The organism is Pseudarthrobacter lactosi, from assembly GCF_055412785.1.
In genome coordinates, this window is sequence record NZ_JBVAYS010000003.1 from 299,375 (window position 1) to 325,399 (window position 26,025).

General features: G+C 66.9%; 22 protein-coding genes. 10 read left to right on the forward strand and 12 right to left on the reverse strand.

The features are described 5' to 3' along the window. Nucleotides 1-4: 4 nt before the first annotated feature. The 3 genes from ACZY0Q_RS14875 to ACZY0Q_RS14885 form a co-directional block, all read right to left on the reverse strand. Nucleotides 5-1,423, reverse strand: coding sequence for a LolA family protein (locus tag ACZY0Q_RS14875; RefSeq protein ID WP_463917974.1), 1,419 nt, complete (start codon nucleotides 1,421-1,423; stop codon nucleotides 5-7). 98 nt (nucleotides 1,424-1,521) lie between these two features. Further along, nucleotides 1,522-4,263 carry a PEP/pyruvate-binding domain-containing protein gene (locus ACZY0Q_RS14880; protein WP_463917976.1) on the reverse strand — a complete coding sequence of 914 codons (2,742 nt, stop codon included), beginning with the start codon at nucleotides 4,261-4,263 and terminating at the stop codon, nucleotides 1,522-1,524. A gap of 40 nt (nucleotides 4,264-4,303) precedes the next feature. After that, nucleotides 4,304-5,341, reverse strand: coding sequence for a universal stress protein (locus ACZY0Q_RS14885; RefSeq protein WP_463917978.1), 1,038 nt, complete (start codon nucleotides 5,339-5,341; stop codon nucleotides 4,304-4,306). 418 nt (nucleotides 5,342-5,759) lie between these two features. On the opposite strand from ACZY0Q_RS14885, the gene ACZY0Q_RS14890 reads away from it, so the two are divergent. Continuing rightward, nucleotides 5,760-6,392 carry an FAD-binding protein gene (locus ACZY0Q_RS14890; protein WP_463918667.1) on the forward strand — a complete coding sequence of 211 codons (633 nt, stop codon included), beginning with the start codon at nucleotides 5,760-5,762 and terminating at the stop codon, nucleotides 6,390-6,392. Here ACZY0Q_RS14890 and ACZY0Q_RS14895 read toward each other — a convergent pair. Together ACZY0Q_RS14895 and ACZY0Q_RS14900 are read right to left on the reverse strand one after the other, a co-directional pair. Next, on the reverse strand, nucleotides 6,389-7,036 hold the full coding sequence (locus ACZY0Q_RS14895) for a copper resistance CopC family protein (protein WP_463917980.1): 648 nt from the start codon (nucleotides 7,034-7,036) through the stop codon (nucleotides 6,389-6,391). The two genes, ACZY0Q_RS14890 and ACZY0Q_RS14895, sit on opposite strands and share 4 nt — an antisense overlap. 167 nt (nucleotides 7,037-7,203) lie before the next feature. Next, a complete protein-coding gene (locus ACZY0Q_RS14900) occupies nucleotides 7,204-9,597 on the reverse strand; it encodes an ATP-binding cassette domain-containing protein (protein ID WP_463917982.1) in 2,394 nt (797 codons plus the stop codon). A gap of 107 nt (nucleotides 9,598-9,704) precedes the next feature. On the opposite strand from ACZY0Q_RS14900, the gene ACZY0Q_RS14905 reads away from it, so the two are divergent. Together ACZY0Q_RS14905 and hutG are read left to right on the forward strand one after the other, a co-directional pair. Continuing rightward, nucleotides 9,705-11,147 (forward strand): NCS2 family permease, encoded by a 1,443-nt coding sequence (locus ACZY0Q_RS14905; RefSeq protein ID WP_463917983.1) that lies wholly within the window; start codon nucleotides 9,705-9,707, stop codon nucleotides 11,145-11,147. Between the two features lie 121 nt (nucleotides 11,148-11,268). Further along, the gene (hutG, locus tag ACZY0Q_RS14910) at nucleotides 11,269-12,252 is read left to right on the forward strand and encodes a formimidoylglutamase (protein WP_463917985.1); all 984 of its coding nucleotides are present in this window, start codon (nucleotides 11,269-11,271) and stop codon (nucleotides 12,250-12,252) included. Here hutG and ACZY0Q_RS14915 read toward each other — a convergent pair whose 3' ends face one another. Both ACZY0Q_RS14915 and ACZY0Q_RS14920 read right to left on the reverse strand, forming a co-directional pair. Continuing rightward, nucleotides 12,253-12,918: a response regulator gene (locus ACZY0Q_RS14915; RefSeq protein ID WP_463917987.1), complete on the reverse strand. Its 666-nt coding sequence runs from the start codon at nucleotides 12,916-12,918 to the stop codon at nucleotides 12,253-12,255. Then, nucleotides 12,915-14,492, reverse strand: coding sequence for a sensor histidine kinase (locus ACZY0Q_RS14920; RefSeq protein ID WP_463918668.1), 1,578 nt, complete (start codon nucleotides 14,490-14,492; stop codon nucleotides 12,915-12,917). Before ACZY0Q_RS14920 ends, ACZY0Q_RS14915 begins: the two co-directional genes overlap by 4 nt. Nucleotides 14,493-14,744: 252 nt before the next feature. On the opposite strand from ACZY0Q_RS14920, the gene ACZY0Q_RS14925 reads away from it, so the two are divergent. The 5 genes from ACZY0Q_RS14925 to ACZY0Q_RS14945 all read left to right on the forward strand — a co-directional run bounded on the left by ACZY0Q_RS14925 (nucleotide 14,745) and on the right by ACZY0Q_RS14945 (nucleotide 18,792). Further along, complete coding sequence (locus ACZY0Q_RS14925; protein ID WP_463917988.1) at nucleotides 14,745-15,755, forward strand: Bug family tripartite tricarboxylate transporter substrate binding protein; 1,011 nt, start codon at nucleotides 14,745-14,747, stop codon at nucleotides 15,753-15,755. After that, nucleotides 15,752-16,264, forward strand: a complete 513-nt coding sequence (locus tag ACZY0Q_RS14930) for a tripartite tricarboxylate transporter TctB family protein (RefSeq protein ID WP_463917990.1) — start codon at nucleotides 15,752-15,754, stop codon at nucleotides 16,262-16,264. The genes ACZY0Q_RS14925 and ACZY0Q_RS14930 overlap by 4 nt, the downstream gene beginning before the upstream one ends. Then, a complete protein-coding gene (locus ACZY0Q_RS14935) occupies nucleotides 16,264-17,880 on the forward strand; it encodes a tripartite tricarboxylate transporter permease (RefSeq protein ID WP_463917991.1) in 1,617 nt (538 codons plus the stop codon). The genes ACZY0Q_RS14930 and ACZY0Q_RS14935 overlap by 1 nt, the downstream gene beginning before the upstream one ends. Nucleotides 17,881-17,950: 70 nt before the next feature. After that, the gene (locus ACZY0Q_RS14940; protein WP_463917992.1) at nucleotides 17,951-18,352 is read left to right on the forward strand and encodes a universal stress protein; all 402 of its coding nucleotides are present in this window, start codon (nucleotides 17,951-17,953) and stop codon (nucleotides 18,350-18,352) included. Nucleotides 18,353-18,534: 182 nt separating this feature from the next. Further along, nucleotides 18,535-18,792 (forward strand): hypothetical protein, encoded by a 258-nt coding sequence (locus ACZY0Q_RS14945; RefSeq protein ID WP_463917993.1) that lies wholly within the window; start codon nucleotides 18,535-18,537, stop codon nucleotides 18,790-18,792. 159 nt (nucleotides 18,793-18,951) lie between these two features. On the opposite strand, the gene ACZY0Q_RS14950 is transcribed toward ACZY0Q_RS14945, so the two are convergent. From ACZY0Q_RS14950 to ACZY0Q_RS14965, 4 genes are all read right to left on the reverse strand, one after another. Continuing rightward, a complete protein-coding gene (locus ACZY0Q_RS14950; protein WP_056348863.1) occupies nucleotides 18,952-19,188 on the reverse strand; it encodes a hypothetical protein in 237 nt (78 codons plus the stop codon). A gap of 161 nt (nucleotides 19,189-19,349) precedes the next feature. Beyond that, a complete protein-coding gene (gene hutH, locus ACZY0Q_RS14955; protein ID WP_463917994.1) occupies nucleotides 19,350-20,942 on the reverse strand; it encodes a histidine ammonia-lyase in 1,593 nt (530 codons plus the stop codon). Continuing rightward, complete coding sequence (locus ACZY0Q_RS14960; RefSeq protein WP_463917995.1) at nucleotides 20,939-22,642, reverse strand: urocanate hydratase; 1,704 nt, start codon at nucleotides 22,640-22,642, stop codon at nucleotides 20,939-20,941. Before ACZY0Q_RS14960 ends, hutH begins: the two co-directional genes overlap by 4 nt. A 188-nt stretch (nucleotides 22,643-22,830) precedes the next feature. Continuing rightward, complete coding sequence (locus ACZY0Q_RS14965) at nucleotides 22,831-23,667, reverse strand: IclR family transcriptional regulator (RefSeq protein ID WP_463917997.1); 837 nt, start codon at nucleotides 23,665-23,667, stop codon at nucleotides 22,831-22,833. A gap of 178 nt (nucleotides 23,668-23,845) precedes the next feature. On the opposite strand from ACZY0Q_RS14965, the gene ACZY0Q_RS14970 reads away from it, so the two are divergent. Together ACZY0Q_RS14970 and ACZY0Q_RS14975 are read left to right on the forward strand one after the other, a co-directional pair. Then, nucleotides 23,846-24,190, forward strand: coding sequence for a mycothiol transferase (locus ACZY0Q_RS14970; protein WP_463917998.1), 345 nt, complete (start codon nucleotides 23,846-23,848; stop codon nucleotides 24,188-24,190). Then, nucleotides 24,187-24,399 carry a helix-hairpin-helix domain-containing protein gene (locus ACZY0Q_RS14975; RefSeq protein WP_463918000.1) on the forward strand — a complete coding sequence of 71 codons (213 nt, stop codon included), beginning with the start codon at nucleotides 24,187-24,189 and terminating at the stop codon, nucleotides 24,397-24,399. The genes ACZY0Q_RS14970 and ACZY0Q_RS14975 overlap by 4 nt, the downstream gene beginning before the upstream one ends. 14 nt (nucleotides 24,400-24,413) lie before the next feature. Here ACZY0Q_RS14975 and ACZY0Q_RS14980 read toward each other — a convergent pair whose 3' ends face one another. Then, the gene (locus tag ACZY0Q_RS14980) at nucleotides 24,414-25,904 is read right to left on the reverse strand and encodes an HNH endonuclease signature motif containing protein (protein WP_463918002.1); all 1,491 of its coding nucleotides are present in this window, start codon (nucleotides 25,902-25,904) and stop codon (nucleotides 24,414-24,416) included. Nucleotides 25,905-26,025: the final 121 nt, after the last annotated feature.

Sequence of the window (26,025 nt, forward strand, 5' to 3'; positions counted from 1 at the left end):
GCGGTCACGCCGTGCCGGCGGCGGCCTGCAGCCGCTCCGCCGGGACCATCCCCACAAAGATCCTGCCGTCGTCGGTCAGCAGGACGTTGACCAGCGACGTGGACAGGAGCCGTCCACCGGGCACGACGACGGCGGCCTGGGACAGCAGCGGATCCTTCAGCAAGGATTCAGTCCAGGCAGCCCCTTGTCCGTCGGGTGCCGCGGGGAACCCGATCACGGTTTCCCAGCCCTTGCCGGTCACCGTTGGTCGGGTCGTGTCGCGGTGCCGCATGCCGGCGCCGCTGCCTGGAACCTTATCCGTGTCGGGTTGGTCCGCGGCGGGCGGCCCTGCCGGGAGCGGGGGTTGATCCGGTGCCGTTGGCTGGTCCGGCGCGCTGGGCTGGTCCGGGCCCCCGTCAGGGACCACGCCCGGAGTAATCCCGCCGGGAACGGGAGGGAGGACCGGCATTCCGGGCTGGAGCCGGAGCGGTGGTACCTGCAGCTCTTTGACCGTGGCGCCTGGCGGGGCAACGAACGTAAACACCGAGCTGTCAGGGGCTGCCAGGGACAGGCTGGTGAAGCCAGACTCGAAGGCCGGTTCTGCCTGGCCGCGCGCCATCACCGATACCCGCAGCGGCATTCCTGTCTCGCCGTCAACGGCGATGGCAATTTTCTCAACCAGCGTCCCCTGCGTCCTCGGCGCCAGTGTCAGGCTGTAGGCGGCCCGGCCGGCGACTTCCACGTCCGGTCCCACCGTCACTTCGGTGGAACTGTCCACAACGGCGAGGAACTTCCGGGCCAGGTCCTCGGGTGTCGGCATTACCGGTGGGGCGGGGAGGTCGCCGGGCAGGATGGGCATGGACGGAACGGGCAGCGGCAGGTCCCGGCTCGGCAGGTCACCGGGCAGTGCGGGAACACCGGGCGGCAGTGCGGGAACACCGGGCGGCAGTGCGGGAGCACCGGGCAGTGTGGGAAATTCAGGAACGGGCAGCGGCAGGTCACTGGCGAACGCGGGCAAGGCGAGGTGGGCGGCGCTGTTGTCCTTGGAGTTGTAGAACCACACATCGCTATCGCGCCGGATGACGTCCCGTTCAGCCAGCCGGTCCATCACCTGGACCCGCATTTTTGTTGGCCCATCCATAAAGATCCGAGCGGTGTGCTCACCGGTCAGGAACTCCAGGATTGAGGCAGCTCCGCCCGCCGAGACCGGTCCGGAGGTGGGACCGGCAGCCGGAAGTTCGGGCAGGCCGAGCTCGGCGGATTGCTCGACCGTTCCGGAGAATGACCTGGTGTTGTGCTGGCCAAGGAGGGTCAGGACCTCAGCCGGCGACTTCTGTGGCAACGGATCGCCGGCCCTCGCCGGAATGGATCCCACCAGCACGCCGGCGGCGATCACTGCAGGTACAGCTGCGGCCGGCACCCAGCGCAGCCATGCGCGGTTCATGCCAGCCCCGCGTCATCCTTGGAGCCCATACTTCAGGTTACGCCTGGGGACGCCTGCGCACACGTCTCTTCTGGAAGTCCTGCCCCGGGGCTCGCCGGCTACGAAGGCACCACGGTTCCGGCGCCGCCGTCGACCGTTATTTCCTGGCCGGTTTCGAGCCGAAGCGTGGCGTCCGGGACGCCCACCACCGCCGGGATACCGTACTCCCGGGCCACCACGGCCCCGTGGGAATTTGGCCCGCCCATCTCCATCACCAGTCCGCCCGCGGTGAGGAACAATGGCGTCCAGCCCGGGTCCGTGGACGGTGCCACCAGGATTTCTCCAGGTTCCAGGTGCGCGCCCACGGGGTCGAGGATCACGCGGGCGGTCGCCGTGACAACACCGGCCGACGCCGGACTCCCGCTCAGTGCCCCCGGCACCGTGGATGCCGCGGCAGCGTCGCCGGACGGTATGGCTTCGGGCTCCGTGCCGTCCGACAGCAACACCCTGGGTATGTGGCGCCGTTCGAGTTCCGCGGCGTAGTCCGCGCGCCGCTGCGCCACCAGATCGCGGAAGTCAGTTCCGGAACTTAGACCGGCTCTGGCTTCGTCCAGGTCCAGGAAAAAGATGTCATCCGCCTCGGCTACTACCCCGGCCTCGGCCAGGGCCGCACCGGCCAGGGCCAGTTGTTTCCGCACCTCGGCGAGGCCCACCACTAACTGGTACTTGGGAAGCTCGCGCAACCCGGCAAAAAGCCGGGTCCGCCGAAGCGCTGCCCGAACCACCGCCCCGCGCAGCCGGCCGCGGCTCCGCGCCTCCGCGACGAGACGGTTAACGCAGGCTTCGGCTTCCTCGGCGGCGTTGCTGAACTGGACATCCGGCGGAAGCGCGGAAGCCTCGAGCCGGAGATAGTTGGCCAGGATACCGAGGATGTGTGTGGGGTCGTCCGACCAGCGCGGCATGCCGACGTCGATCTCGGCCACGGCGCGGTGCCCGTACTGGCCCATAAACCGCGCCAGCCCGGACTGCAGCACCGCGGGCAGGTGGCCAGCGCGGAAATCTTCGGCCAGCTCGGCGGGTTTCCGGCCCGTCAGGGCGGTGCGGGAACCGCCATCGTTCTTAATCACCTGGGCGAGGCGCCACAGCTCCAGGTCCATCTCGGTGGTGACGTTGTTGGGCAGCCCGCGGAGCACAACCTGCAGGTCATCCCACCGCCCGCCGCCCAGCAGTTTTCCGGCCAGCGCCAGCGCAGCGAAACCCAGTGCCGGGAGCGGCAGGATGGACGGCACCACCGAGAAGATGCGCGTGCCGAGCAGGTGTTCGGCGTGGTCCAGGCACTGCAGCGGGGTGAGCCCGGCCGGCGGTTCAACTGAGTCGGCGAACTCGCGCGCGCGCCGGTTGGTCCGGCGGAGGGCAGCATCCGGGCGGAAAACTGCCCGGAGCAGCGTCTCCGGCACCCCGGCATGCACAGCCGCCGGAACCACGTGCCGCAGCAAGCCCAACGGCGTCCTGCGCGTCACGGAAAACCGCGGGTCCTCGAACACCCTGCGCAGCACCGTGGCAGAGCGTGCTTCCATCACGTCAAAGACCTTGGGAACAATCCGCCGGCCGGTGGTGCTGCGGGCCACCGCGGTCAGATCGAAATAGATCCGCTGGCCCGCCACTGCGTACGGCGACGGACCCTTGCGCGGCTCCGGCACGTCGAATTTCGCCGCGCGGGCCACCGAGGAGGCAATAAGGCGGAAAGCAGCCAGGCCCATGGGCGTGATGGGGCGGGTCAGGCCCTGCGCCAGGCTGAAGCACAGGTAAACGCGCGTGCCGTCCCCGCCTGGAGTGCCTGCTCCGGCCGGCTGCGGGACACCGACACGCTGCGGGACGGGGAACAGCGTGGTGATGGGCCTCGACTGGGTCAGCCAAAGGCGGCCGTCGCCGGCGATGGCCCATTCGATGTCCTGTGGCGAGCGAAAATGGCCCTCCACCCGGTGGCCCAGCGCTGCCAGTTCGGCGGCCTGCTTGTCCGTCAGGCAGGCCGCAGCCCCGCCATTGCTGACCGCGAGCGTCCGGGTGCCGCCGCCGGGGATCGGCCGGACAGCGATGCGTTTGTCCCCCAGCCGGCGTTCCAGCACCCGCCCGGTGAGCGGGTCAACCACGAAATGGTCCGGGTTCACGGCCCCGGACACCACGGCCTCCCCCAGCCCCGGGCTGGCATCGATCACGGCCTGCTTCCGGCGGCCCGTCAGCGGGTTGGCTGTAAAAAGCACACCGGCGGCGGTGGCATCCACCATCCGCTGGACCACCACGGCCAGCGCCACTGTAGCGGGGTCGATCCCCCGGCTTGCCCGGTAGCTGACGGCCCGGTCCGTCCAGAGCGAGGCCCAACAATCACGCACGGCTTCCACAACGGCGGCGGCACCCACCACATTGAGGTAGGTGTCCTGCTGGCCGGCGAAGCTCGCCGAGGGAAGGTCTTCGGCAGTGGCCGAGGACCGGACGGCCACCGGAACGTTGTCGCCCAGGGCTGCGTAGGCCGTCTCGACGGCGGCGGCCACCTCCGCGGGGACAGGCGCGTTTTGGATCATGTCCCGTGCCTGGGACGCCAGCGCAGCCAGGGCAGGGAGGTCGCCGTCGGGCGTTGCTTTCAGCGCCGCGTGGACCTCGGCGAGTGGACCGCCGCTTCGATGCGCATCCACGGTGGTCGCCTCACGGTAGGCCTCCGTGGTGAGGCAAAAGCCGTCCGGCACGGGCAGCCCAGCGGCGAGCAGCTCCCCCAGGTTGGCAGCTTTGCCACCCACCAGGGGAACCATTGCTGCGGTGACGGCCTCCAATCCAAGGATGGGAGGCGGGCTGCCGGTGTCAGGCATTTTCATGCCTCCTGCCGCGAAGGTGGTGCGAGGTGTCGGGTCAGGCTGCGCCGGGGATCGGTCCGAACTGCGCCCGGTCCGCCAGCCGCGGATCGTCGCGGTCCGGAACCACCAGGACCGGACTCTTGGCATGGTGCAGCACGCCACCGGACGTGGAACCCAGGAGCATGCCGGTGAACCCGCCACGGCCCCGGGTGCCCACCACTACGAGTTCTACGTGCCGGCTGGCCTCCACCAGGACGTCCACAGCCGAGCCGTCCAGCAGCTCCGACTCCACGGACAGGTTCGGGTAGTGGCTCTTGAGCCAGGCCATCCCGGCGTCCAGTTGGATCCGGATGTCTTCGAAGAGGGCTTTGCGGTCCATGGGGGCCGGAACCCAGGCCAGGGAGCCGCTGAACTGCGGCACTGCGCAGATCACGCGCAGGGTTGCCCCGAGCCGTTCAGCCTGGTCGGCAGCCTCCAGCACGGCGATCCGTGCCTGCTCTGACCCATCCACGCCCACCACAACAACGTTCTCGACCTGCTTGTGCCCTGGCTTGGCCTGCTCGGCCCTGATGCGTTTGTCCTCCGTGGTTTCGCCCAGCCGGTCCGAACACACCAGCGGCACCGTGACGGTGGGGCACTTGGCGTGGGCCGGCAAGGCGCTGCTCACCGAGCCCAGCAGGCGTCCCACAAAGCCGCCCCGGCCGCGGGTGCCGAAGACGAGCAGATCAGCCGTCTCGGACATTTCCAGGAGCACACCCGAGGCGTCCCCGTTCTCCACGGAGCCCTCAACCTCGATGTTGTAGCCGGAAACCTTGTCCAGCGCCTGCTTGACGATCGCTTCGGCGCCCTCGCGGATCACGGAATCGTCCACGGTGGCGTAGCCGCCGTCCAGCCCGGACGCCGCAAATATCGGCACGGAATAGGCGGTGACAATATGCAACGGCCGACGGCGGCGCTCGGCTTCCCGGGCTGCCCACACCAAGGCGCACTGGCCGTGGTCGGACCCGTCTACGCCGACAACAATCCCCACCGGAGCCGCCGAATTTCCGGCCCTGTCCTCTTCCGGATCCGGATGCAACTCATGTGCGCCCATGGGGCCGCCTCCTCGCGATACTGCCTTATGTTGCGGCTATTCTGCCAGACGCGGCGCCCTCCGCCCGCACCGGCCGCGATGTGTGCCCCGACGGGCTGGAGAACCCTGCTTCCGCTTCTCACTATTCTCGGTCCGCGGACACTTAGCAAGCGGCCGCGGCCGCTGAGTGGCCGGTTATCCACAGCCCACGGCGAACGGAGCGGAAAGCGTATTCATCGGGGAGAAGAATGTTTGTGTTTGGGCTATCCATGGCCCTTAATGTTCTGTAGTCTTCGAGGCACTGCCGGTCCGCCGACGCCCAATTCACGGTGCGTCCCGGGCCGGTGCTGCGGCCGGACTTTGGGGGTAACGGAACGCATGCGGGGCGACGCTGCCTGCATCCGAAAGCCTTTGAAGGAGGAAAACTGTAGTGTCAAGCATGCCTGTGAATGGCGGGACCGAACGGACCACCACGGTGATCATCGGCACGGGGCTCTCAGGCCTGGCTGTTGGCGCGGAACTGCGCCGCCGCGGCGTGCACGCCATCGTGGTGGACGGGCTCGACATCCTCGGCGCCGGACAACCGGCCAACACTGCTTCACTGCAGCGCTGCGACGCAGCAGACTCCGATTCCCTCCGGGAACGCAACGAGATCCTTCGCCACCTGCGCAACTATGCCGCCAGCCACCACATGGACGTCCGCAACACCACGCGGGCGGTTCAGCTGATCATGGTGGGCGGCGCGCCGGGCGGAACCAGCACGGAACCGGGCACGGGAATGGCCGCGGGGTCTCCGTCCGGCCAGTGGGAAGTTCATACGCCCAACGGAATCCTGCTGGCAGACAACATTGTGCTGACCCGGTGCGCGCACAGCCAGCTGCGGCGAATGCTCAGCGACTTCGGCATCACGGTGGGCCGCAACCTGGTGGCCGCGATGCGCCAGATCGGCATCTACCTCGTGGGAGTGGGCGAGCTCATCACGCCCTCACCCAAGGAAGTCCTGCGTCAGGCGAAGACCGTGGGCCAGGCCATCTCGGCCTCGGTCAACCCGGAAAGCGCCGCCGCGGTCTAGGCCTGCTCGGTTTCGTCGTCGTCGCTGCCTGTGGTGAGGCGGCGCTTCGCGAGGATACCGATGGCCACCAGCAGTCCCACGGCCACTGCAGCGAAGACCACCAGGCTCCAGGGGAACGGCTGGGACGCGTTTTCGGCCGGCGCCGGAGTCGCCACGGTTCCCGGCTGCGCGCTTCCCATCGTGGGAATGGCGGCCGACGGCGATGCTCCCGCCGCCGATGTTCCCGTGGGCGAATTTCCCGACGGCGCGGCTCCCGCCGCAGCGGCGGCGGCCGTGAAGCCGAACGTTCCCTCGATCGGGTGGGAATCCGAGCTGACGACGCGCCAGGCCACGGTGTATGCACCGGCCGGTGCGCCGGCCTTGAGCTTCTGCGTGGCCGTGCTGTCCACGATCACAACCGCGCCGTCGGCCCACTCGGCACCGGCGGAATCCTTGACGGAGAACTGTGCACCGATGCCCAACGGGTTCTTGTTGAACGTGACAGACACCTGCCCCGGCGCCGTGGGCACCGTGGCGCCCTGCGCGGGGCTGCTGGACTCCGCGGCATCGTGAGCCGAGGCCGGAGCCGCGAATCCCAGGACCGCGGCTACGAAAACGAAGGTCCCGAGCACAACGCTCAGCAACTGGCGGCGGATGCATCGCATAGGTGTACTGCTCCCTTGGGTTGACTGGTGCCTTCCATTCAGCCTAGGCGAACTTCACTGGGCGGGCTTCCGGGCTGCGGCAGCGCACGCTTCCCGGGCACCGGCATTCAGCCGGCGGGCGTTCAGCCGGCGGGTGTTCAGCCGGCGGGTGTTCAGCCGGCGGGTGTTCAGCCGGCGACGTACGCCGCGAGGTGCTTGCCGGTGAGCGTGGACTTGGCGGCCACGAGCTCGGCGGGAGTCCCCTCGAAAACGACCTTGCCGCCGTCGTGCCCTGCCCCCGGGCCGAGGTCGATGATCCAGTCGGCGTGCGCCATGACCGCCTGGTGGTGTTCGATGACGATGACCGATTTGCCCGCTTCGACAAGCCGGTCAAGGAGACCGAGGAGGTTTTCGACGTCCGCGAGGTGGAGGCCGGTGGTCGGTTCGTCCAGGACGTAGACGTCACCCTTCTCCGCCATCTGCGTTGCCAGCTTGACGCGCTGACGCTCGCCACCGGACAACGTGGTGAGCGGCTGGCCGAGGGTCAGGTAACCGAGTCCGACGTCGACGAGCCGGTCCAGGATGGTGTGGGCCGCAGGCGTGCGGGCTTCCCCTTCGCTGAAGAAGACCTCGGCCTCTGTCATGGACATGGCCAGCACCTCCGAGATGTTGCGGCCACCCAGCTTGTATTCCAGCACTGACGCCTGGAACCGCCGGCCCTCGCAGTCCTCGCACGTTGACTCGACGGTGGCCATGACGCCCAGCTCCGTGAAGATGACGCCCGCGCCATTGCAGGTGGGGCAGGCACCTTCGGAGTTGGAGCTGAACAGCGCCGGCTTCACGCCGTTGGCTTTAGCGAACGCTTTCCGGATCGGCTCGAGCAGGCCCGTGTACGTGGCGGGGTTGCTGCGGCGCGAGCCCTTAATGGCGGCCTGGTCGACTACCACCACGCCGTCACGCCCTGCCACCGAACCATGGATCAGCGAGCTCTTGCCCGAACCTGCCACCCCGGTCACCACGCAGAGCACGCCGAGCGGAACGTCGACGTCGACATCCTGGAGGTTGTGCGTGGAGGCGCCACGCACCTCGAGGACACCGGTCGAACTGCGCACGGATCCCCGGACCCTCGCACGGTCATCGAGGTGACGGCCGGTGATGGTGTCGCTTCGCCGCAGCCCCTCCACAGTGCCCTCGAAGCAGACGCTGCCGCCTGCGGTGCCGGCGCCGGGGCCGAGATCGACCACGTGGTCGGCGATGGCGATGGTCTCGGGCTTGTGTTCAACCACCAGCACGGTGTTGCCCTTGTCGCGCAGCTGCAGCAGCAGCTGGTTCATCCGCTCGATGTCGTGCGGATGCAGGCCGATGGTGGGTTCATCGAAGACGTAGGTGACGTCCGTGAGGGACGAGCCAAGGTGCCGGATCATCTTGGTTCGCTGTGCCTCGCCGCCGGAGAGGGTGCCTGCCGGGCGGTCCAAGGAGAGGTAGCCCAGCCCGATTTCGGTGAAGGAATCCAGCAGGTGGCGCAGCCCCTTGAGGAGCGGCGCAACCGACGGCTCGTCGAACTTGCGGACCCACTCGGCCAGGTCGCTGATCTGCATCTCGCAAAGATCGGCAATGTTCTTGCCGTGGATCTTCGCGGACCTGGCCTCGGGGCTGAGCCTCGTGCCCTCACACTCGGGGCAGGCCTGGAAAGTGATGGCGCTCTCCACGAAGCGCCGCACGTGCGGCTGCATCGCCTCGACGTCCTTGGACAGCATGGACTTCTGGATCTTGGGGATGATGCCCTCGAAGGTGAGGTTGATGCCCTCAACCTTGATTTTGGTGGGCTCGGCGTACAGCATCGTCTCGAGCTGCTTCTTCGTGAACGTGGCAATCGGCTTGTCCATCGGCAGGCCCATGCCCTCGAACAGGCGGCCGTACCACCCGTCCATGCTGTAGCCGGGAACGGTCAGGGCACCGTCGGCGAGGGACTTGGTGTCGTCGTACAAAGCGGTGAGGTCAAAGTCGGAGACCGAGCCCATCCCCTCGCAGCGCGCACACATGCCGCCCAGGTAGACAGCGTTCTGCACCACGGCCTTCTCCACCCGGCCGCCGGCCTTCTCGGTGCTCATCACACCGCTGGCCTTACGCGTGGGGACGTTGAAGGAAAACGCCGTGGGCGGGCCGACATACGGGCTTCCCAGCCGACTGAAGAGGATCCGGAGCATGGCGTTGGCGTCCGTGGCAGTGCCCACGGTGGAGCGGGGGTTCGCGCCCATCCGCTCCTGGTCAACGATGATCGCCGTGGTGAGCCCTTCGAGGTGGTCCACGTCAGGCCGCGCCAGGTTGGGCATAAACCCCTGCACAAAGGCGCTATAGGTCTCGTTGATCATCCGCTGGGATTCAGCGGCGATCGTCGCGAACACCAGTGAGCTCTTACCCGATCCGGACACCCCGGTGAATACTGTCAGGCGCCGCTTGGGGATCTCAATGTTGATGTCGTTGAGGTTGTTCTCCCGGGCACCCTGCACACTGATCAGATCGTGGCTGTCGGCGACGTGCGCCGCGGGGAGCTGCTGGTCTGTCGATGTGTCAGTAGTCATGGTGTCTCCAACATTGCTCGGCATTGTGAGGTTCCTGACAGACATTCTAGGCGCGCGCCGCCGCCCTCTAGGATCGAGTAACCCCCAACAACACATCCGGAGGACTAATGCTTAAGCAGGGCTCTGCCTTGGACCGGTACTTCAAGATCTCCGAGCGGGGGTCCAACCTCTCCCGCGAGATCCGCGGCGGCTTTGCCACGTTCTTTGCCATGAGCTACATCGTGGTGCTTAACCCCCTCATCCTGTCCGGCCCGGATTCCAGCGGCAACACCCTGGGTTTTGCCGCGGTGGCCGCTGTGACGGCTTTTGTGGCCGGCATCCTCACCATCCTGATGGGCGCCTGGGGCAGGCACCCCTTCGCGCTTGCCGCAGGCCTTGGCGTCAACGCGTTTGTGGCCGTCACGGTCGCCACGAACCCGGGCCTGACGTGGCCGGACATGATGGGCCTGGTGGTCCTGTCCGGCGTGACCATGCTGATCCTGGTCCTCACCGGGTTCCGGACCGCCGTCTTCAAGGCCGTCCCGGACGGACTCAAGACCGCCATCGTGGTGGGCATCGGCCTGTTCATCGCCCTGATCGGGCTGGTGAATGCCGGCTTTGTCCGCCGGATCCCTGACGCTGCCGGCACCACTGTTCCCGTGGGCCTGGGCTTCGACGGCAAGCTGCTGGGCTGGCCCACGGCTGTCTTTGTTTTCGGCCTGATCCTCACCATCGGCCTGGTGGTCCGCAAGGTCAAGGGCGCCATCCTGATTGGCATCATTGCCTCCACCATCATTTCCGTGATCCTTGAAATGACACTCCACATCGGCCCCAGCTTTGACGGCACCACCGCAAACCCGCAAGGCTGGTCCCTGGTGGCGCCGTCCTTTACAGGATGGAGCGCCCCGGACCTGTCGCTGATCGGTAAAGCCAACCCGTTCGGCGCTTTTGAACACCTGGGCTTCGTGGCCGCCACCCTGCTGGCATTCGTGATCCTGCTCAGCATCTTCTTCGACGCCATGGGCACCATGGTGGGCCTTGCCAACGAGGCCGGCACTGTGGACAAGGACGGCAACATCCCGGACGTGGACCGTGTGCTCCAGGTGGACGCGCTCGGCGCGATCGTGGGCGGCGGCGCCTCCGTCTCCTCGAACCAGATCTACGTTGAGGCCGGCGCCGGGATCGGCGAGGGTGCGCGGACCGGCGTGGCGTCCATCGTCACCGGCCTGCTGTTCCTGGTGGCCATGTTCTTCACCCCGCTGATCAACCTCGTGCCGTTCGAGGCGGTGGCCCCCGCACTGGTGGTGGTGGGCTTCATGATGGTCTCCCAGGTGGGCAAGATCGACTGGCAGGACTGGGGCATCGCCATCCCGGCCTTCCTCACGTTCACCCTGATGCCGTTTACCTACTCGATCGCAAACGGCCTGGGTGCCGGATTCATCGCGTTTGTCCTGATCCGGACGTTCCAAGGCCGGGCTAAGGACGTCCATCCGCTGATGTGGGCGGTGGCCGGCGCGTTCCTGCTGTTCTTCGCTGCCGGCCCGATCGAGGCCGCGCTGGGCATGCCCTAGCCTCGGCGCCCGCGCGTCCGCACGGCGGCTGAGACGGGAGTTCGCGGCAGTGTCCGGGATTCCGGACAGTCCGACGGCGGCGCCGCTGGTTTTTGGGCCCGGGCTGCGGTGAGCTAGGGGGATGGTTTCTCCTGAGCTCACCGTTGACCTGTCCCCGCAGCCCTGGACGGGGCGGTTCGATGGCGACGGCGCCGAGCACCTACGTTGGTGGCAGGCGGTTTCGCCCTACGCACCCGGCGCTGAATCGGCTGACCGTTCAGGACACGATTCTGCGGCACCCCTCGCCGCGGTCCCCGCCGTGATCCTGGGCTTCGCCAGCGACGAGGGTGTGCGCCGGAACAAGGGACGGACCGGAGCCGCGCTGGCGCCCGCAGCCATCCGGTCAGCGCTCGGCCCGCTCGCTTTCCACCTGGACCGCACCGTGTCCGATGCCGGGGACATCGTGGTTTCGGACGGAGCTTTGGAGGCCGGCCAGGCCCGCGCCGGGCACGCGATCGCTGCAATGCTCGACGCTGGCCACCTCACCGTGGTGCTGGGCGGCGGGCACGAGACCGCGTTCGCCAGCTATCTGGGCGTGGCCGGATCCGATGCAGTGCGCCGCGGCAAACGGCTGGGCGTCCTGAACCTGGACGCGCACTTCGACCTCCGCGACGAACCCCTCCCCAGTTCGGGCACGCCGTTTCTCCAGATGGCCGGGGCGGAAGCCGCCGCGGGGCGCGAATTCCGGTACGCCGTCGTCGGGATTTCCGAGCCGAACAACACCCAATCACTCTTCAACACAGCGGACGAACTGGGCGTGCGGTACCTGCTGGATGAGGACAGCACGGCAGAGCGCGTACGGGCGTTTGTGGCGGACTTCCTGGCAGGCGTGGACGCGCTGTACCTGACGATCGACCTGGATGTCCTGCCGGCGTCGGTGGCCCCCGGCGTGAGCGCCCCCGCCGCCTACGGCGTGCCGCTGCCCGTCATCAGCGCCGTCTGCCGGCAGGTGGCGGAAAGCGGCAAGCTCCTGCACCTGGACGTGGCGGAACTGAACCCGGAGATCGACGTAGACGGCCGGACCGCCAAGGTTGCCGCGCGGCTGGTGAACACGCTGCTGCGCTAGCTAAGCCTTAAGCACGTAGCGCCGCTCGGGCCTGCCCACCCCGTACTTGAGCCGGACATCCAGCACGCCCTCATCGTGGAGGTACTCCAGATACCGGCGTGCACTGACCCGGGAAGTGCCTAACTGGACGGCCACCTCGTTGGCGGAGAGGTCGCCGTCGGCCTTCTTCAGGGCTGCCTCCACGAGCTTCAGCGTTTCTATGCTGCAGCCCTTCGGCAGCGGCCGATCGATCCGGTCCAGCCCGAACACGCGGTTCACGTCCGACTGCTCAGCCACATCCTTGACCGAGTCGAGGCCCTGATAGGCGCTTCGGTAGTGCTCCAGCCGTTCCTGCAGGTCAGTCTGCGAGAAGGGCTTGATGAGGTAGTGCACAATCCCGCCGCGGAGGGCCTTGCGCACCGTGTCCACCTCGCGGGCGGCGCTGATCACCAGGACATCCAGTTCAGGGGCCACTTCGCGCAGTTTGTGCATGAGGTCCAGGCCATTGATGTCCGGCAGGTGGATATCGAGCAGCACCAGGTCCGGTTGCAGCCGCCCGGTTTCGATGACCGCCTGGGCACCAGTGTGGGCCACCCCGACGACGGCGAAACCCGGCGTGCGCTGGATGAACCCTGCGTGGACCTTGGCCACCATAAAGTCGTCATCGACGATCAGGACTTTGATCATTGCTGCGGTCTCCGTGTTCGTTCCAGCCGGGCGGTGAAGACCGCTCCATTGTCGTTGGTTACTGTGAGGTCGCCGCCGCTGCGCCGGCAGACCACCCGGGAGAGCGCCAGTCCGAAGCCGCGACTCCCGCCGGGGCCGGGGTCCTTGGTGGTGAAACCCTGCCGGAAGATCTCCGCCGGATCACCGGTGACGCCGGGTCCGGAATCGCGGACGGTGACCGTGACGCCGTCGCCGGTGTCCTCAACGAGAACCCTGACCAACGCCTCCGGAAGCCCGGTGACGGCGTCGAACGCGTTGTCCACCAGATTCCCGACGACGGTGGTGAGGTCCCGGGACAGCTCGTCGTCAACGCGCTCCAGCCCGGATTCCGGATCGAGCTGCAAAGTGACACCGCGTTCGGTGGCCAGGCTCGACTTGGCGATCAGCAGCGCGGCGAGCGCCGGGTCCTCGATGCGGCTGGTGACCTCGTCGTTGAGCCGGGTCCTGTCCAGGGTGGCGCCGTTGACGAACTGGACCACGGAATCGTATTCGCCGATCTGGATGAGGCCTGAGATCACGTGGAGCTGGTTGGCGAATTCGTGGGCCTGGGCACGGAGCGTGTCGGTGGCCGTCCGGGTGGCTCCGAGTTCCCGCTCAAGTGCGGACAGTTCCGTACGGTCGCGAAGCGTGGTGACGGACCCGATGTCGCGGCCGCGCGAAAGGATGGGAACCCGGTTCAGGACCACCAGCCGGTCGCCAACGAGCACCAGCTGGTCCGGCTCCGGCTGCTCACGGGTGAGGACGTCCTTCAGTGCGGGCTCCACGGCCAGGCCGGCGAGACGCTTGCCCACGCAGTCCGCGGGGAGGCCCAGGAGCGCACGGGCGCTGTCGTTGGCGACGGTGATGCGCTCGTGCGGGTCCAGCGCCACCACCCCTTCCTTCAGGCCATGCAGCATGGCCTCGCGGTTTTCCACCAGGCCGGTGATTTCGCTCGGTTCCATGCCCAGGGTCTGCCGCTTCACCCGGCGGGAGAGCAACAGCGAGCCGGCGACACCCAGCACGCTTGCCACACCGAGATAGGTGAGGAGGTTGGGCACGGCATCCCCCAGCCGCTCCAGAGGGGAAGGGTAGTTCCGGCTGACGGACGCAATGCCGATAATTTTCCCGGCGTCGTCCAGGATCGGAACGTGCGCGGACAGTTCCTCCGCGCCGGATCCGTCCACTACGCCTGTCCACGCGCGGCCTTCGAGCACGCGGCTGGCGCCAAGTTCCAAGGGCTGGCCCAGCAGGCTGGGATCGGACGATGCAACCACCGTGCGGTCCAGCTTTGCGAGCGCCACGTTCGAGGATCCGGACACCGTCCGCACCGACTCGGCGACGGCGGGAAGGGCTGACCCGCCGCGTGGTTCGGCGTTGGGAAGCAGCTCACGCACCGTGGGATTGGCGGCGAGCGCTTCGGCGGCGGACAGCGCGCGGCGGCCTTCGATCCGCTCAAACGCGGCAGCGGACTGCGCGAGCGAAATGGCCACCACGGCGACGAGGACCGCGAGGACAATCAGCAACTGCAGAACCAGGTACTGGCCCGCGAGGGACATTCCTCTTCGTCGAGTCACTGCGGTTCTTCCCTCTGGTTGGGCGGTCCCTGATTGTCGGACCTCTGGTGGTCAGGCTACCTGAACTATGCCTGCAGCAGGGCCACGGTGGCCCCCGGAGGGACAACGGAAACGTGAACGCAATGAACTTAACTTTCTCTGCGTACACAAGAGTGATGGCCATCACTTACCGGCCTAGCATCGAGACTACAAGTCAGCCCTGCTGATCAGTTTTGATCGAAAAGAGGAAACACCATGCGCCAAATCCGCGCATTGCGAATCGCCGCCGTCGCCGCCGGCATCGCCCTGATGGCCACCGGCTGCGGTGCCACCGGGAAGAGCTCCACCGACGGCGCCAGCTCCGGTGCCGCAGCGGGCCCCGTGACCGGTCTCCAGATCATGGTCCCCAACACTCCCGGCGGCGGTTACGACACCACTGCCCGCGTGGCGGCAAAAGTTCTCGACGACGAGAAGGTCGCCGCCAACACCGAGGTCTTCAACCTGGCCGGCGCCGGCGGAACCGTTGGCCTGGCCCGGATTGTCAACGAAAAGGGCAACGGCGACCTCACCATGCTCATGGGCCTGGGCGTGGTGGGCGCCAGCTACACCAACAAGTCCGAGTCCAAGCTGACGGCCACCACACCGCTGGCCAAGCTCATCGAAGAGCCCGGCGCCATCATGGTCAACAAGGATTCGCCCTACAAGACCATCGACGACCTGGTCACCGCATGGAAAGCCGACCCCGGCTCCATCAGCGTGGGCGGCGGCTCCTCCCCCGGCGGCCCGGACCACCTGCTGCCCATGCAGCTCGCCGGAGCGGTGGGCATCGATGCCACCAAGGTGAACTTCGTCTCCTACGACGGCGGCGGGGACCTCCTCCCGGCCATCCTCGGCAACAAGGTGGGCTTCGCAGCCTCCGGCGCCGGCGAGTACCTCCAGCAGATTCAGTCCGGCGAGGTCCGCGTCTTGGCCACCAGCGGCGACAAGCGGCTCGACGGCGTGGACGCACCCACGCTGAAGGAATCGAACATCGACCTGGTATTCACCAACTGGCGCGGCATCGTGGCCCCTCCGGGCATCACCGACGCCGACAAGGCCAAGCTGATCGCCGCCCTCGAAAAGATGCACGGCACGGCCGCCTGGAAAGAAGCCCTCAAGACCCACAGTTGGACCGACGCCTTCATCACCGGCGACGAATTCAAAACCTTCCTGGCCGAGCAGGACAAGCGGGTGGCGGACGTCCTCACGAAGCTTGGCCTGACGTGAGCTCCTCACCAACTTTGGCCTCACGGCTCAAAGGCCGCTCCGAGCTGGGGGTAGCCCTCCTGCTCGGAGCGGCGGGCGTCCTGGTCCTCGTCGACGCCATTGCCCTGGTGACCCCGTACTCGAAGTCGGACCCGGTGGGACCAAAGACCCTGCCCTACCTCGTGGCCGGACTGCTGATCGTCTGCGCCGTCCTTCTGGCCATCAACGTACTCCGCGGCGGCAAAGGCGAAGCGGAAGGCGGCGAGGACGTGGACCTTACACACCCCGCCGACTGGAAGACCGTCCTGCCGCTGGTCGGAGCGTTCGTCGCCAACATCCTGCTTATCGACTGGGCAGGCTGGGTGATTTCGGGAACCATCCTGTTCTGGGGCAGCGCCTGGGCCCTGGGAAGCCGGCACTACATCCGTGACGGCATCATCGCCCTGGCCCTGTCCGTGCTCACCTTCTACGGCTTCTACCTGGGCCTCGGAATTCCGCTACCCGCAGGCCTCCTGGAAGGGGTTCTCTGATGGACGTCTTCTCCTCCCTGATGGACGGCTTCGCCACCGCCCTGACCCCCATGAATTTCCTCTACGCCGTCATCGGCGTACTCCTGGGCACCGCCGTCGGCGTCCTCCCGGGCCTGGGCCCGGCCATGACCGTTGCCCTGCTGCTGCCCGTCACTTACGTCCTGGAACCCACCAGTGCCTTCATCATGTTCGCCGGCATCTACTACGGCGGCATGTACGGCGGCTCCACCACCTCCATCCTGCTTAATACGCCAGGTGAATCATCCTCGGTGGTCACGGCCATCGAAGGCCACAAGATGGCGAAAGCCGGCAGAGCCGCGCAAGCCCTGGCGACGGCAGCCATCGGTTCCTTCGTGGCGGGTACCATCGGCACAGCCCTGCTGGCAGTCTTTGCGCCGATCGTGGTGAAGTTTGCGGTCAGCCTGGGCTCACCCAGCTACTTTGCGATTATGGTGCTTGCCCTCCTGGCAGTCACCGCCGTCCTTGGATCATCCCGGCTGAGGGGATTTGCCTCACTGGGCCTCGGCCTCGCAATCGGCCTGGTGGGCATCGACTCGGTGACGGGTCAGCGCCGGCTCACTTTCGGCCAGCCATTGCTGGCTGACGGCTTGGACATCGTGGTGGTCGCGGTGGCCATCTTCGCCGTCGGCGAAGCACTGTGGGTCGCCGCCCACCTGCGCCGCAATCCACTGCAGGTTATTCCCGTAGGCCGTCCGTGGATGGGCAAACAGGACTGGAAGCGGTCCTGGAAACCCTGGCTCCGTGGAACGGCGTTCGGTTTCCCTTTCGGCGCGCTTCCGGCAGGCGGGGCCGAGATCCCCACGTTCCTCTCCTATGTGACCGAGAAACGCCTCAGCAAGCATCCCGAGGAGTTTGGCCACGGCGCAATTGAGGGCGTGGCCGGGCCGGAAGCAGCCAACAACGCTGCCGCCGCCGGCACCATGACTCCCCTTCTTGCCCTGGGCCTGCCCACCAACGCCACGGCCGCGGTGATGCTGGCAGCCTTCACCTCGTACGGCATCCAGCCGGGGCCCCAGCTTTTCGCAAGCCAGGGACCGCTGGTGTGGGCGCTGATCGCGAGCCTCTTCATCGGCAACTTCCTGCTCCTGATCATCAACCTGCCGCTGGCACCGCTGTGGGCCAAGCTCCTGCAACTCCCCCGGCCCTACCTCTACGCGGGCATCCTCTTTTTCGCCACGCTGGGCGCCTACTCGGTGAACCTGCAGGCCTTCGACCTGGTGCTCCTGCTGGCGCTCGGCGCCCTGGGCTTCATGATGCGGCGGTTCGGACTTCCCGTCCTGCCCCTCATCCTCGGTGTCATTCTGGGGCCGAGGATCGAAGGTCAGCTTCGCAAGACGCTGCAGCTCAGCGCCGGCGACCCCGCCGGCCTGTGGAGCGAGCCGATCGCTATTGGCGTCTACATCATCATCGCCCTCATTCTTCTGTGGCCGCTGCTGTTCAAGCTGATCCGCCGGAACCGCCCGGCAGCAGTGCCTGCCGGAATACCTCCGACCGGCTCAGGCGCGTCCGCACCAAGGGAGGCCGGCGGCAACGTCACGCACGGCAGCCACCGGGGCGATGCCACCGCTGATGGTGAAGGGGACGGCGAGGGCTAACCAGCCCGGGGGCAGCCGCCCCCGATCCGTCCAGCAGCAGAATCAACTTTAGAGAAAATGAGGTACAGCCATGACGATCGTGGTGGGATACGTCCCGACCCCCGAGGGCGAGGCGGCCCTGACACAGGCCATCGCCGAGGCCAAGAAGAGCAACACCACCCTGCTGGTCATCAACTCCTCCAAGGGTGATGCCCTAGTGGATAACCGGTACGCCCAGGAAGAGGAGATGCAAAGCATCGACCAACGCCTGGCATCCCACGGGATCGACCACGTGATCAAGCAGCCGGTCCGTGGACATGATGCGGCAGCGGAGGTCCTTGACGCCGCGGAGGAGCACAACGCATCACTGATTGTGATCGGCCTACGCCGACGCACCCCAGTGGGCAAACTGATCATGGGCAGCGTTTCCCAGCGGATCCTGCTCGAGGCCGATTGTCCCGTACTGGCCGTCAAAGCGGGCATAGCGGGCTGATCAGGGCAGCACGTTCAGTCCGAAGTTTGTTCGCGGGACCCGGCCTTGACGGTGAGGTCCTGCGAACAAGCTTCGGATTTTTGGCGTTAAGGCGGGCGATAGAGCAGTCATCTTACATTTGTGACGCCGTAGCGGGTACAGTTGGTCGAGCCCTTTGGCACGATTCACAGAAAGATTGGCACATGACTACAGCTACATTGGAACGCCCCCTGGCCGCCGTCGCGACCGTCGAAGCCCCGGCTGTTCTGTCCATCGACCTGCAGTTTTCCACTGCGAACGAGATGCACGAGGGCCTGGACAACGCTGTTGCCACGCTGATCGAGCCGGCAAAAGACGCCGCCTGTGGCATCCTTGTGACGCGGCTGCGCCCGGGACGCTTCACCGTGGCCCTGGACGAAACGGTCCCCTTCGGTGAAACGTACGAAAGCATTGCGGCCTGAGCTATTCAGACAGCATTGCGGCTTGAGCTGATTCAGACGTAGATTCGGGCTTCGATCCCTGCTTGGATCCAGCCCGCGATCCACGCCCGCGATCCAAAAAGAGTCCCTTCCTTCCGATGCGGAAGGAAGGGACTCTTTTGTGTTTTTGGTCTTTCGGCCCTAACTCCTGCGGACTTCTACACCATCGGATTTAAGGAAAAGTTCCTTTTCAGACGGAGTGGCCGGTACGAGCCACAGCACGTTCCCGCTCTGCGATACTTCTTCCACTTCGCCCGCCGCAATGACGTGCGCGTGTTTGATGATCTCCACCCGGTCCCCAGCTTTGAGCGTTCCCCACTCCGAGATGGTGGCCGAATGGACATTTCGCCTCGACAGGACAGCCCCGCGTGCTTTCATTTGAACTACTACCCCTTTGTATACGTTCTGCGCCACAGCCTCTTTGATGTGACTTTCACTACATCTTCATTTCTACTACACTCCCGGTGCCGAATATGTACGTGTCGCACCATATTTCGACATTGGTTGAATTTCGCAGCAGGACCGAAGAATATTCCCGCTCAGGCAAGAATCCCGACGGCGGATTCGGCAGCCTCACGAACCTTTCCTGAGGCAACCAGACGGTCAGCCGCCTCCAGCTCCGGTGACAGGAATCGGTCGGTTCCAGGGCCTTCGACGACGGACCGCAGTACCCCGATCACGGCAGCGCCGGCCGGGCCCGGAACGAGCTCGCCGTCGGACAGCTGCGTCCGCATGTCGATGGCGCGGGCGCTCGTCACCAGTTCGATGGCCAGGACACGGCGGAGGTTCTCCACGGCCTTGCGCAGCTTCCGGGCCGCGTGCCAGCCCATGGACACGTGATCCTCCTGCATGGCGGAGCTCGGAATTGAATCCACCGACGCCGGGACGGCCAGGCGTTTGTTGTCCGACACCAGCCCGGCCTGCGTGTACTGGGCGATCATCAGGCCCGAGTCCACGCCCGGATCCGCCGCCAGGAACGCCGGCAGCCCGTGCGAACGCGCCGGGTCCAGCATGCGGTCCGTCCGGCGTTCGGCGATGGAGCTGAGATCCGCGACGGCGATGGCCAGGAAGTCCAGGACGTACGCCACGGGTGCGCCGTGGAAGTTGCCGTTGGAACTGACCCGGCCGTCCGGCAGGACAACCGGGTTGTCGATGGCCGCGGCAAGCTCACGGGACGCCACCAGGGCGGCGTAGTCCACCGTGTCCCGCGCGGCGCCGGCCACCTGGGGTGCGCAGCGCAGCGAGTAGGCGTCCTGGACCTTGGAATCCCCCACCCGGTGCGAGGCCACGATCGGCGAGTTGGACAGCACGCGCAGCATGTTGTCTGCGCTGGCGGCCTGGCCGGGGTGCGGACGCAGCGCTGCATGCAGCTCCGGCACAAAGACCTGGTCTGTACCGAGCAGCGCCTCGACACTGAGCGCGGCGGTGATGTCCGCCGTCGTCAGCAGTTGGCGAAGGTCCGCGACGGCCATCAGGAGCATGCCCAGCATGCCCTCGGTGCCGTTGACCAGCGCGAGGCCTTCCTTCTCGGCGAGGGTGACCGGTTCGATGCCGTGGCCGGCGAGCAGCTCAGCGACAGGCGCCTCACCGCGCCCGCCGTATGTCACGCCGTCGGGCCCTTCCGCTTCCCCCTCGCCCATCAGCACCAGGGCACAGTGGGACAACGGGGCGAGGTCGCCCGAGCAGCCGAGCGAGCCGAACTCGCGGACCACCGGGGTGATGCCGGCGTTGAGCACGTCCACCATGGTCTGCAGGACGACCGGCCGGACACCGGTGCGGCCCGAGGCGAGGGTCTTGGCGCGCAGGAACATGATGCCGCGGACCACCTCGCGTTCCACGGCCGGGCCCATGCCCGCGGCGTGGCTGCGGATCAGCGATTTCTGCAGCTGGGTGCGCAGCTCGCTGGGGATGTGCCGGTTGGCCAGCGCCCCGAAGCCGGTGGAGATGCCGTAGGCAGGGGTCTCACTGTGCGCCAGTTCGTCGATGTGCGCGCGGACCTTGGCAACCGTATCCAGTGCGTCCTGGGCGATGGTCACCTGGGCGTTGTGGCGGGCGACGGCGACAACGTCCTCGGGTGTGACGCCGCTGGAGCCGAGGGTGACGGTGAGCGGTGAGTGGGTGGTGATGGTCACTTTGCTGTTCCTTCGTTCATCGGGATGCGGACGCCGCGTTCCTTCGCGACGTCGAGGGCGCGGTCGTAGCCGGCGTCGGCGTGGCGGATGACGCCCATGCCGGGGTCATTGGTGAGGAGGCGTTCGAGTTTCTGCGCGGCGAGGTCGGTGCCGTCGGCGACGGAGACCTGGCCGGCGTGGATGGAGCGGCCGATCCCGACGCCGCCACCGTGGTGGATCGAGACCCACGTGGCACCGGAAGCGGTGTTCAGCAGGGCGTTCAGCAGCGGCCAGTCCGCGATCGCGTCCGAGCCGTCAGCCATGGCCTCGGTCTCCCGGTACGGGGACGCGACCGAGCCGGAGTCCAGGTGGTCGCGGCCGATCACGATGGGCGCCTTGACCTTGCCTTCCTTGACGAGCTGGTTGAACAGCAGGCCGGCCTTGGCGCGGTCGCCGTAGCCGAGCCAGCAGATCCTCGCCGGCAGGCCTTCGAACTCGACCCGTTCCTGTGCGGCGTCGATCCAGCGGTGCAGGTGCTTGTTCTCGGGGAAGAGTTCCTTGATCGCAGCATCCGTGACGGCGATGTCCTCCGGGTCACCGGAGAGTGCGACCCAGCGGAACGGGCCCAGGCCCTCGCAGAACAGTGGCCGGATGTAGGCCGGGACGAAGCCGGGGAATTCGAACGCCCGGTCGTAGCCGCCCGTGCGGGCCTCGTCGCGGATGGAGTTGCCGTAGTCGAAGACCTCGGCGCCGGCGTCCTGGAACTCGACCATGGCCTGGACGTGCCTGGCCATCGAGGCCTGGGCCTTCTTGGTGAAGCCTTCCGGATCGGCGGCGGCCTCGGTGTGCCACTCGGCCACGGTGATGCCTTCGGGGAGGTAGGACAGCGGATCGTGCGCGGAGGTCTGGTCCGTGACGATGTCCACGGTGAGCTCCCCGGCGTTGTGGCGGCGCAGGATCTCGGGGAAGACCTCGGCGGCGTTGCCGACATAGCCCACGGACCAGCCTCGGCGCTCTTCCTTGGCCTTCAGGACTTTGGCGATGGCCGTGTCGAGGTCGGTTTCGACCTCGTCGAGGTAGCGTTTGCCGGCGCGGCGGCGCAGGTGGCTTTCATCGACGTCGACAATCAGGCAGGCGCCCTCGTTCAGGGTCACCGCGAGCGGCTGTGCCCCGCCCATGCCACCGCAGCCACCGGTCAGGGTCAGGGTCCCGGCGAGGGTGCCGTCCTCGTCGCCGGTGAGCTTGCGGGCGATTGCGGCGAACGTCTCGAAGGTGCCCTGCAGGATCCCCTGGGTGCCGATATAGATCCACGACCCGGCGGTCATCTGGCCGTACATCATCAGGCCCTCGGCCTCGAGCCGGCGGAACTCGGGCCAGTTCGCCCAGTCACCCACAAGGTTGGAGTTGGCCAGCAGCACACGCGGCGCCCACTCGTTGGTACGGAACACACCCACCGGCTTACCGGACTGGACCAGGAGCGTCTCATCCTTCTCCATGGTTTCCAGGGTGCGGGTGATCGCGTCGAACGCGGCCCAGGACCGGACCGCCCGGCCCGTGCCGCCATAAACCACCAGGTCATCGGGACGCTCGGCCACCTCGGGATCCAGATTGTTCATCAGCATCCGCAGCGGGGCTTCCGTCTGCCAGGACTTGGCGGTGAGCTCGGTGCCGCGGGCAGCTTTGACCGGACGGGCACCGGTAGTGAAATCGGCGGGTGCCATGAGGGGCTCCTTCGTGTTCTGGGCGAGTGTGTGGTTTCGCCATATTGGGAACTGGTTCTGTATCTACTAAAGCCGTTCCAATCCGGACCGGACAGGGCTTTCGGAGGGGCGGTGTCCGGGATTCCAGACCGCTGCAATTCCTGCCCGGGGCGATCGGGGGAACGAGACCGGCCGGTCGGCGGGCAGCGCTACTTGGCCGGGCGGCCGTGGATGCGCACCGACAGCTCGTCGGCGACTTTCTGGACCCGCCCGGCGAGCGCCGGCCATTGGTCCGCCGGCAGTTTGTCCTCGAGGAACGTGACGGCTACTGCCGCCGTCGGCCATCCCACGTGGTCCGTGACAGCGGCGGCGATCGAGCCGAAGTTGGGCGTCACCTCGCCGTGTTCGGTGGCATAGCCGCGTTGCCTGACCTGGTCCAGGTGGGAGGACAGCGCGGAGTACTTCATGATGGCCCCCGCCACCTCATGCCGGGCAGTGAAGGCCTCGGCATTCGGGTAAAGCGCCCGGACCTGCGACTTGGGCAATGCAGCGAGAATGGCGCGCCCGCTGGCGGTGAGGTGGCTGGGGAGCCGGACGCCGACGTCGGTCACCAGGGACGGGCGGTTCTTGGCCCGCTCCTCCACGATGTACAGCACGTCGCGCCCGTGGAGCACCGCCAGGTGCGCGCTCTCGCCGATCACGTCCACCAGCGACGCCAGCAGCGGCCGGCCCAGGCGTGACAACGGCTCCTGCCGCGAATACGCGGAGCTCAGCTCGAAGGCACTGATCCCCAGCCCGTAGCGCTGCTCCTCGTGCAAGTGGAGGACAAAACCGTTCACCTCCATCACCCCGAGCAGGTGGTAAACGCTTGAGCGCGGCAATCCCAAGGACGTGGCAATGCTCGACGCCGCCATCGGCCCCCGCTTCGAGGCCAGTAATTTGAGGATACGGAGAGTGTTCTCAGCCGCGGGGACTTTCGACGTTGCCCTTGGTTCACCGCCGGCCTCAGGCCTGGCTTCCGTGCTCGACACCACTGTGCCCTCCATCGTTTCTCGCGGGGCTTCCGGCCATGTCCGGGATCCCGTACTTAACCTTGCGCCCCTGGCCCGCTTCGTGTGTGCCGTCCACACGTAGTCATTGTCCGGGATACCAGACTATTCCTCGGCTGTGAAGGACCGGGATCTGTGCCCAAAGAAAAGCTGGCCGTTCGGTAGAGTGCCCGCTATGGATGGAAAAGACACGCTGCATCGCTACCTCCGGGTCCGACGGGACAACCTGCTCGGCAAGCTGGACGGCCCGAGTGCGTACGACGTCCGCGGGCCACTCCCTCCGACCGGCACCAATCTGCTGGGCCTGGTCAACCATGTGGCAAGTACGGAACTCGGCTGCTTCGGCGAGGTCTTTGGCCGCCCCAGCGGCCAGCATCTCCCATGGTTCGACGATGACGCCAGCCCAGATGCTGACCTCTGGGCTGGCGCCGAGGAAGGCCGTTCTGAGATCGTTGAGCTGCAACAGTTTGCCGCAGCGCACAGCGACGCCACCATCGAGGCTGCGGCGAGGCAGGCATGAGCACCAGCGACGTTCCTGCGCAGATCGGGGACCTGCCGCCGATCGGCCGGCCGGCAAACGGCGCCCTCCTCCATGCGGGCATCACTTCCTTGGCTGAGGTGGCCTTGCTTGGCCGCAGGGAACTGCTTGCCATGCACGGCATTGGTCCGAAGGCCTTGCGGATTCTCGAAGCGGCCGCCACCGAGCGCGGGCTCACCTTCACGCCCTGAAGTCGGGTTCGTGCCTAGGTGACTGAGGGCATCCCGGAGGTCAGAAATGACGCCTCGTCCGGGTGGGACTCCTCATCCAGCGGATCGTCTGGCGGGGCGCCTCCATCTGGAACGGCGCCTGCGTAGAATTCCGGGTCTTTCAATTGTGGCCAGGTTGGTGGTTCCCAGTCGGGGTGTTCGCTGGTGTAGTGGCGTCCGGTGGGTGATGTCCAGCCGGGTGGTTTGTTTTTGGTGGCGGTGGTGGGTTTCCAGGCTGTGGTGTGTCTGAGTCTGTGGTGTTTGTGGCAGGGCTGGCCGAGGTTGCTGATTCCGGTGGTGCCGCCGTGGGCCCAGGCAAGGAGGTGGTCCGCTTCGTTGTCGAGGGAGTGGTTGCTGCAGCCGGGGAACGGGCATTTCCCGTCGCGGAGTCGGAGCCATTGGCGTTGGGCTTTCGTGACCCGGTAGCTGCTCCGCCCGATCTCCAACGCAGCACCATCACGCGGGTCGATCAGGACGCGGTGGAAGGACTCGGCGCCGTCGGCGATGAGCTGCCGGGCCATGGAGGGTGGGATGGGTCCGTATCCGTCGAGCATGGCTGGTTCATCGGTCAGGCCCATCAGCGCGAACACCGGCACGGTCACGAGAACTTGCGCCCGCGGCGAGGGGACACCGTCATTCCCATCCACGTCCCCGGCCGCATCGGCTTCCTCGCCCAATAGCCAGGTGGCGACGGTGTCGGCGCGGAGCTGGGTGAGGGTCCGGTCCTCGTCCGGTCCTTGGAGGGCGCGGGCTGCGGTGGTGGTGCGGTTCCAGATCCCGGCGGCGGTGTCGGCGGGGAGGTAGGCGGAGAGCCAGGCCATGCCGTCGCGGTCCGGGGCATACTCCACCCGCCGATCCTGGACACCGCGTGCGTGGCGTTTTTCGATGCTGACCGGATGGTGCCGTTCCCGCCAGGTCCGGGCCTTGGCCCGGAACCTCCCGGGGATGAGTTCCCCGGCCAAACCACCCCTCGCCGCGTTCACCGCGTCGGGGTCCAGGAAATGTGCCTCCAGCGCCTGGGCACCGGCGGGGTCCAGGTTAGTGGTTTCGTCGACCATGATCCTCGCGTGCTGCCACGAAATCGTCCCGGCCTGCAGCGCGGACAACGTCAGCGGCAGGGCCGTGGTCAGGGAGTGGGCTTCGCCGAGCAGGGCACCGGCAGTGCGTTCGCTGACGGTCATGGCGCAGGCGACCTCGGCGACCACGGCCATCTCCTGGCCCCGGTGGTCCTGCGGGGACTCAGCCGGGCCCGCCAGAGCCTCGGCAGCGGCGCTGTAACCGGCAGCCAGCCAGACTTTCAGGGCGGCACTTTTCGCGTCCAGTCGTGAGATCTCGGCCAGCCCGTCCAGGAATCCATCCGCCGCCCGCCGCAGCGGATCAGCCCCTCCGGAACCATTGCAGTTTGCCCCGCCACGGAGCCGCACAGCCAGCTCAGCGAAGGACACCGAAAGGGCCTCCGCCGTCACCACAGCCGCTCTGCTATCCATACTCAAATCATCCCGTGAGGGTCTGACAAAAACAGCGAGGATGAACGCCTATGTGCATAACTCCGCTGACATCATCTTTGAGGTGCCGGCGGAGCAGTTCAGGGCCTAGCTGTCCCTTCGC

Excerpts from the sequence above, each read along its gene's own strand:
- ACZY0Q_RS14875 (WP_463917974.1), bottom strand. The coding sequence starts at position 1,423 with ATGAACCGCGCATGGCTGCGCTGGGTGCCGGCCGCAGCTGTACCTGCA.
- ACZY0Q_RS14880 (WP_463917976.1), bottom strand. The coding sequence starts at position 4,263 with ATGCCTGACACCGGCAGCCCGCCTCCCATCCTTGGATTGGAGGCCGTC.
- ACZY0Q_RS14885 (WP_463917978.1), bottom strand. The coding sequence starts at position 5,341 with ATGGGCGCACATGAGTTGCATCCGGATCCGGAAGAGGACAGGGCCGGA.
- ACZY0Q_RS14890 (WP_463918667.1), top strand. The coding sequence starts at position 5,760 with ATGCCTGTGAATGGCGGGACCGAACGGACCACCACGGTGATCATCGGC.
- ACZY0Q_RS14895 (WP_463917980.1), bottom strand. The coding sequence starts at position 7,036 with ATGCGATGCATCCGCCGCCAGTTGCTGAGCGTTGTGCTCGGGACCTTC.
- ACZY0Q_RS14900 (WP_463917982.1), bottom strand. The coding sequence starts at position 9,597 with ATGACTACTGACACATCGACAGACCAGCAGCTCCCCGCGGCGCACGTC.
- ACZY0Q_RS14905 (WP_463917983.1), top strand. The coding sequence starts at position 9,705 with ATGCTTAAGCAGGGCTCTGCCTTGGACCGGTACTTCAAGATCTCCGAG.
- hutG (WP_463917985.1), top strand. The coding sequence starts at position 11,269 with ATGGTTTCTCCTGAGCTCACCGTTGACCTGTCCCCGCAGCCCTGGACG.
- ACZY0Q_RS14915 (WP_463917987.1), bottom strand. The coding sequence starts at position 12,918 with ATGATCAAAGTCCTGATCGTCGATGACGACTTTATGGTGGCCAAGGTC.
- ACZY0Q_RS14920 (WP_463918668.1), bottom strand. The coding sequence starts at position 14,492 with ATGTCCCTCGCGGGCCAGTACCTGGTTCTGCAGTTGCTGATTGTCCTC.
- ACZY0Q_RS14925 (WP_463917988.1), top strand. The coding sequence starts at position 14,745 with ATGCGCCAAATCCGCGCATTGCGAATCGCCGCCGTCGCCGCCGGCATC.
- ACZY0Q_RS14935 (WP_463917991.1), top strand. The coding sequence starts at position 16,264 with ATGGACGTCTTCTCCTCCCTGATGGACGGCTTCGCCACCGCCCTGACC.
- ACZY0Q_RS14940 (WP_463917992.1), top strand. The coding sequence starts at position 17,951 with ATGACGATCGTGGTGGGATACGTCCCGACCCCCGAGGGCGAGGCGGCC.
- ACZY0Q_RS14945 (WP_463917993.1), top strand. The coding sequence starts at position 18,535 with ATGACTACAGCTACATTGGAACGCCCCCTGGCCGCCGTCGCGACCGTC.
- ACZY0Q_RS14950 (WP_056348863.1), bottom strand. The coding sequence starts at position 19,188 with ATGAAAGCACGCGGGGCTGTCCTGTCGAGGCGAAATGTCCATTCGGCC.
- ACZY0Q_RS14960 (WP_463917995.1), bottom strand. The coding sequence starts at position 22,642 with ATGGCACCCGCCGATTTCACTACCGGTGCCCGTCCGGTCAAAGCTGCC.
- ACZY0Q_RS14965 (WP_463917997.1), bottom strand. The coding sequence starts at position 23,667 with ATGGAGGGCACAGTGGTGTCGAGCACGGAAGCCAGGCCTGAGGCCGGC.
- ACZY0Q_RS14970 (WP_463917998.1), top strand. The coding sequence starts at position 23,846 with ATGGATGGAAAAGACACGCTGCATCGCTACCTCCGGGTCCGACGGGAC.
- ACZY0Q_RS14975 (WP_463918000.1), top strand. The coding sequence starts at position 24,187 with ATGAGCACCAGCGACGTTCCTGCGCAGATCGGGGACCTGCCGCCGATC.
- ACZY0Q_RS14980 (WP_463918002.1), bottom strand. The coding sequence starts at position 25,904 with ATGGATAGCAGAGCGGCTGTGGTGACGGCGGAGGCCCTTTCGGTGTCC.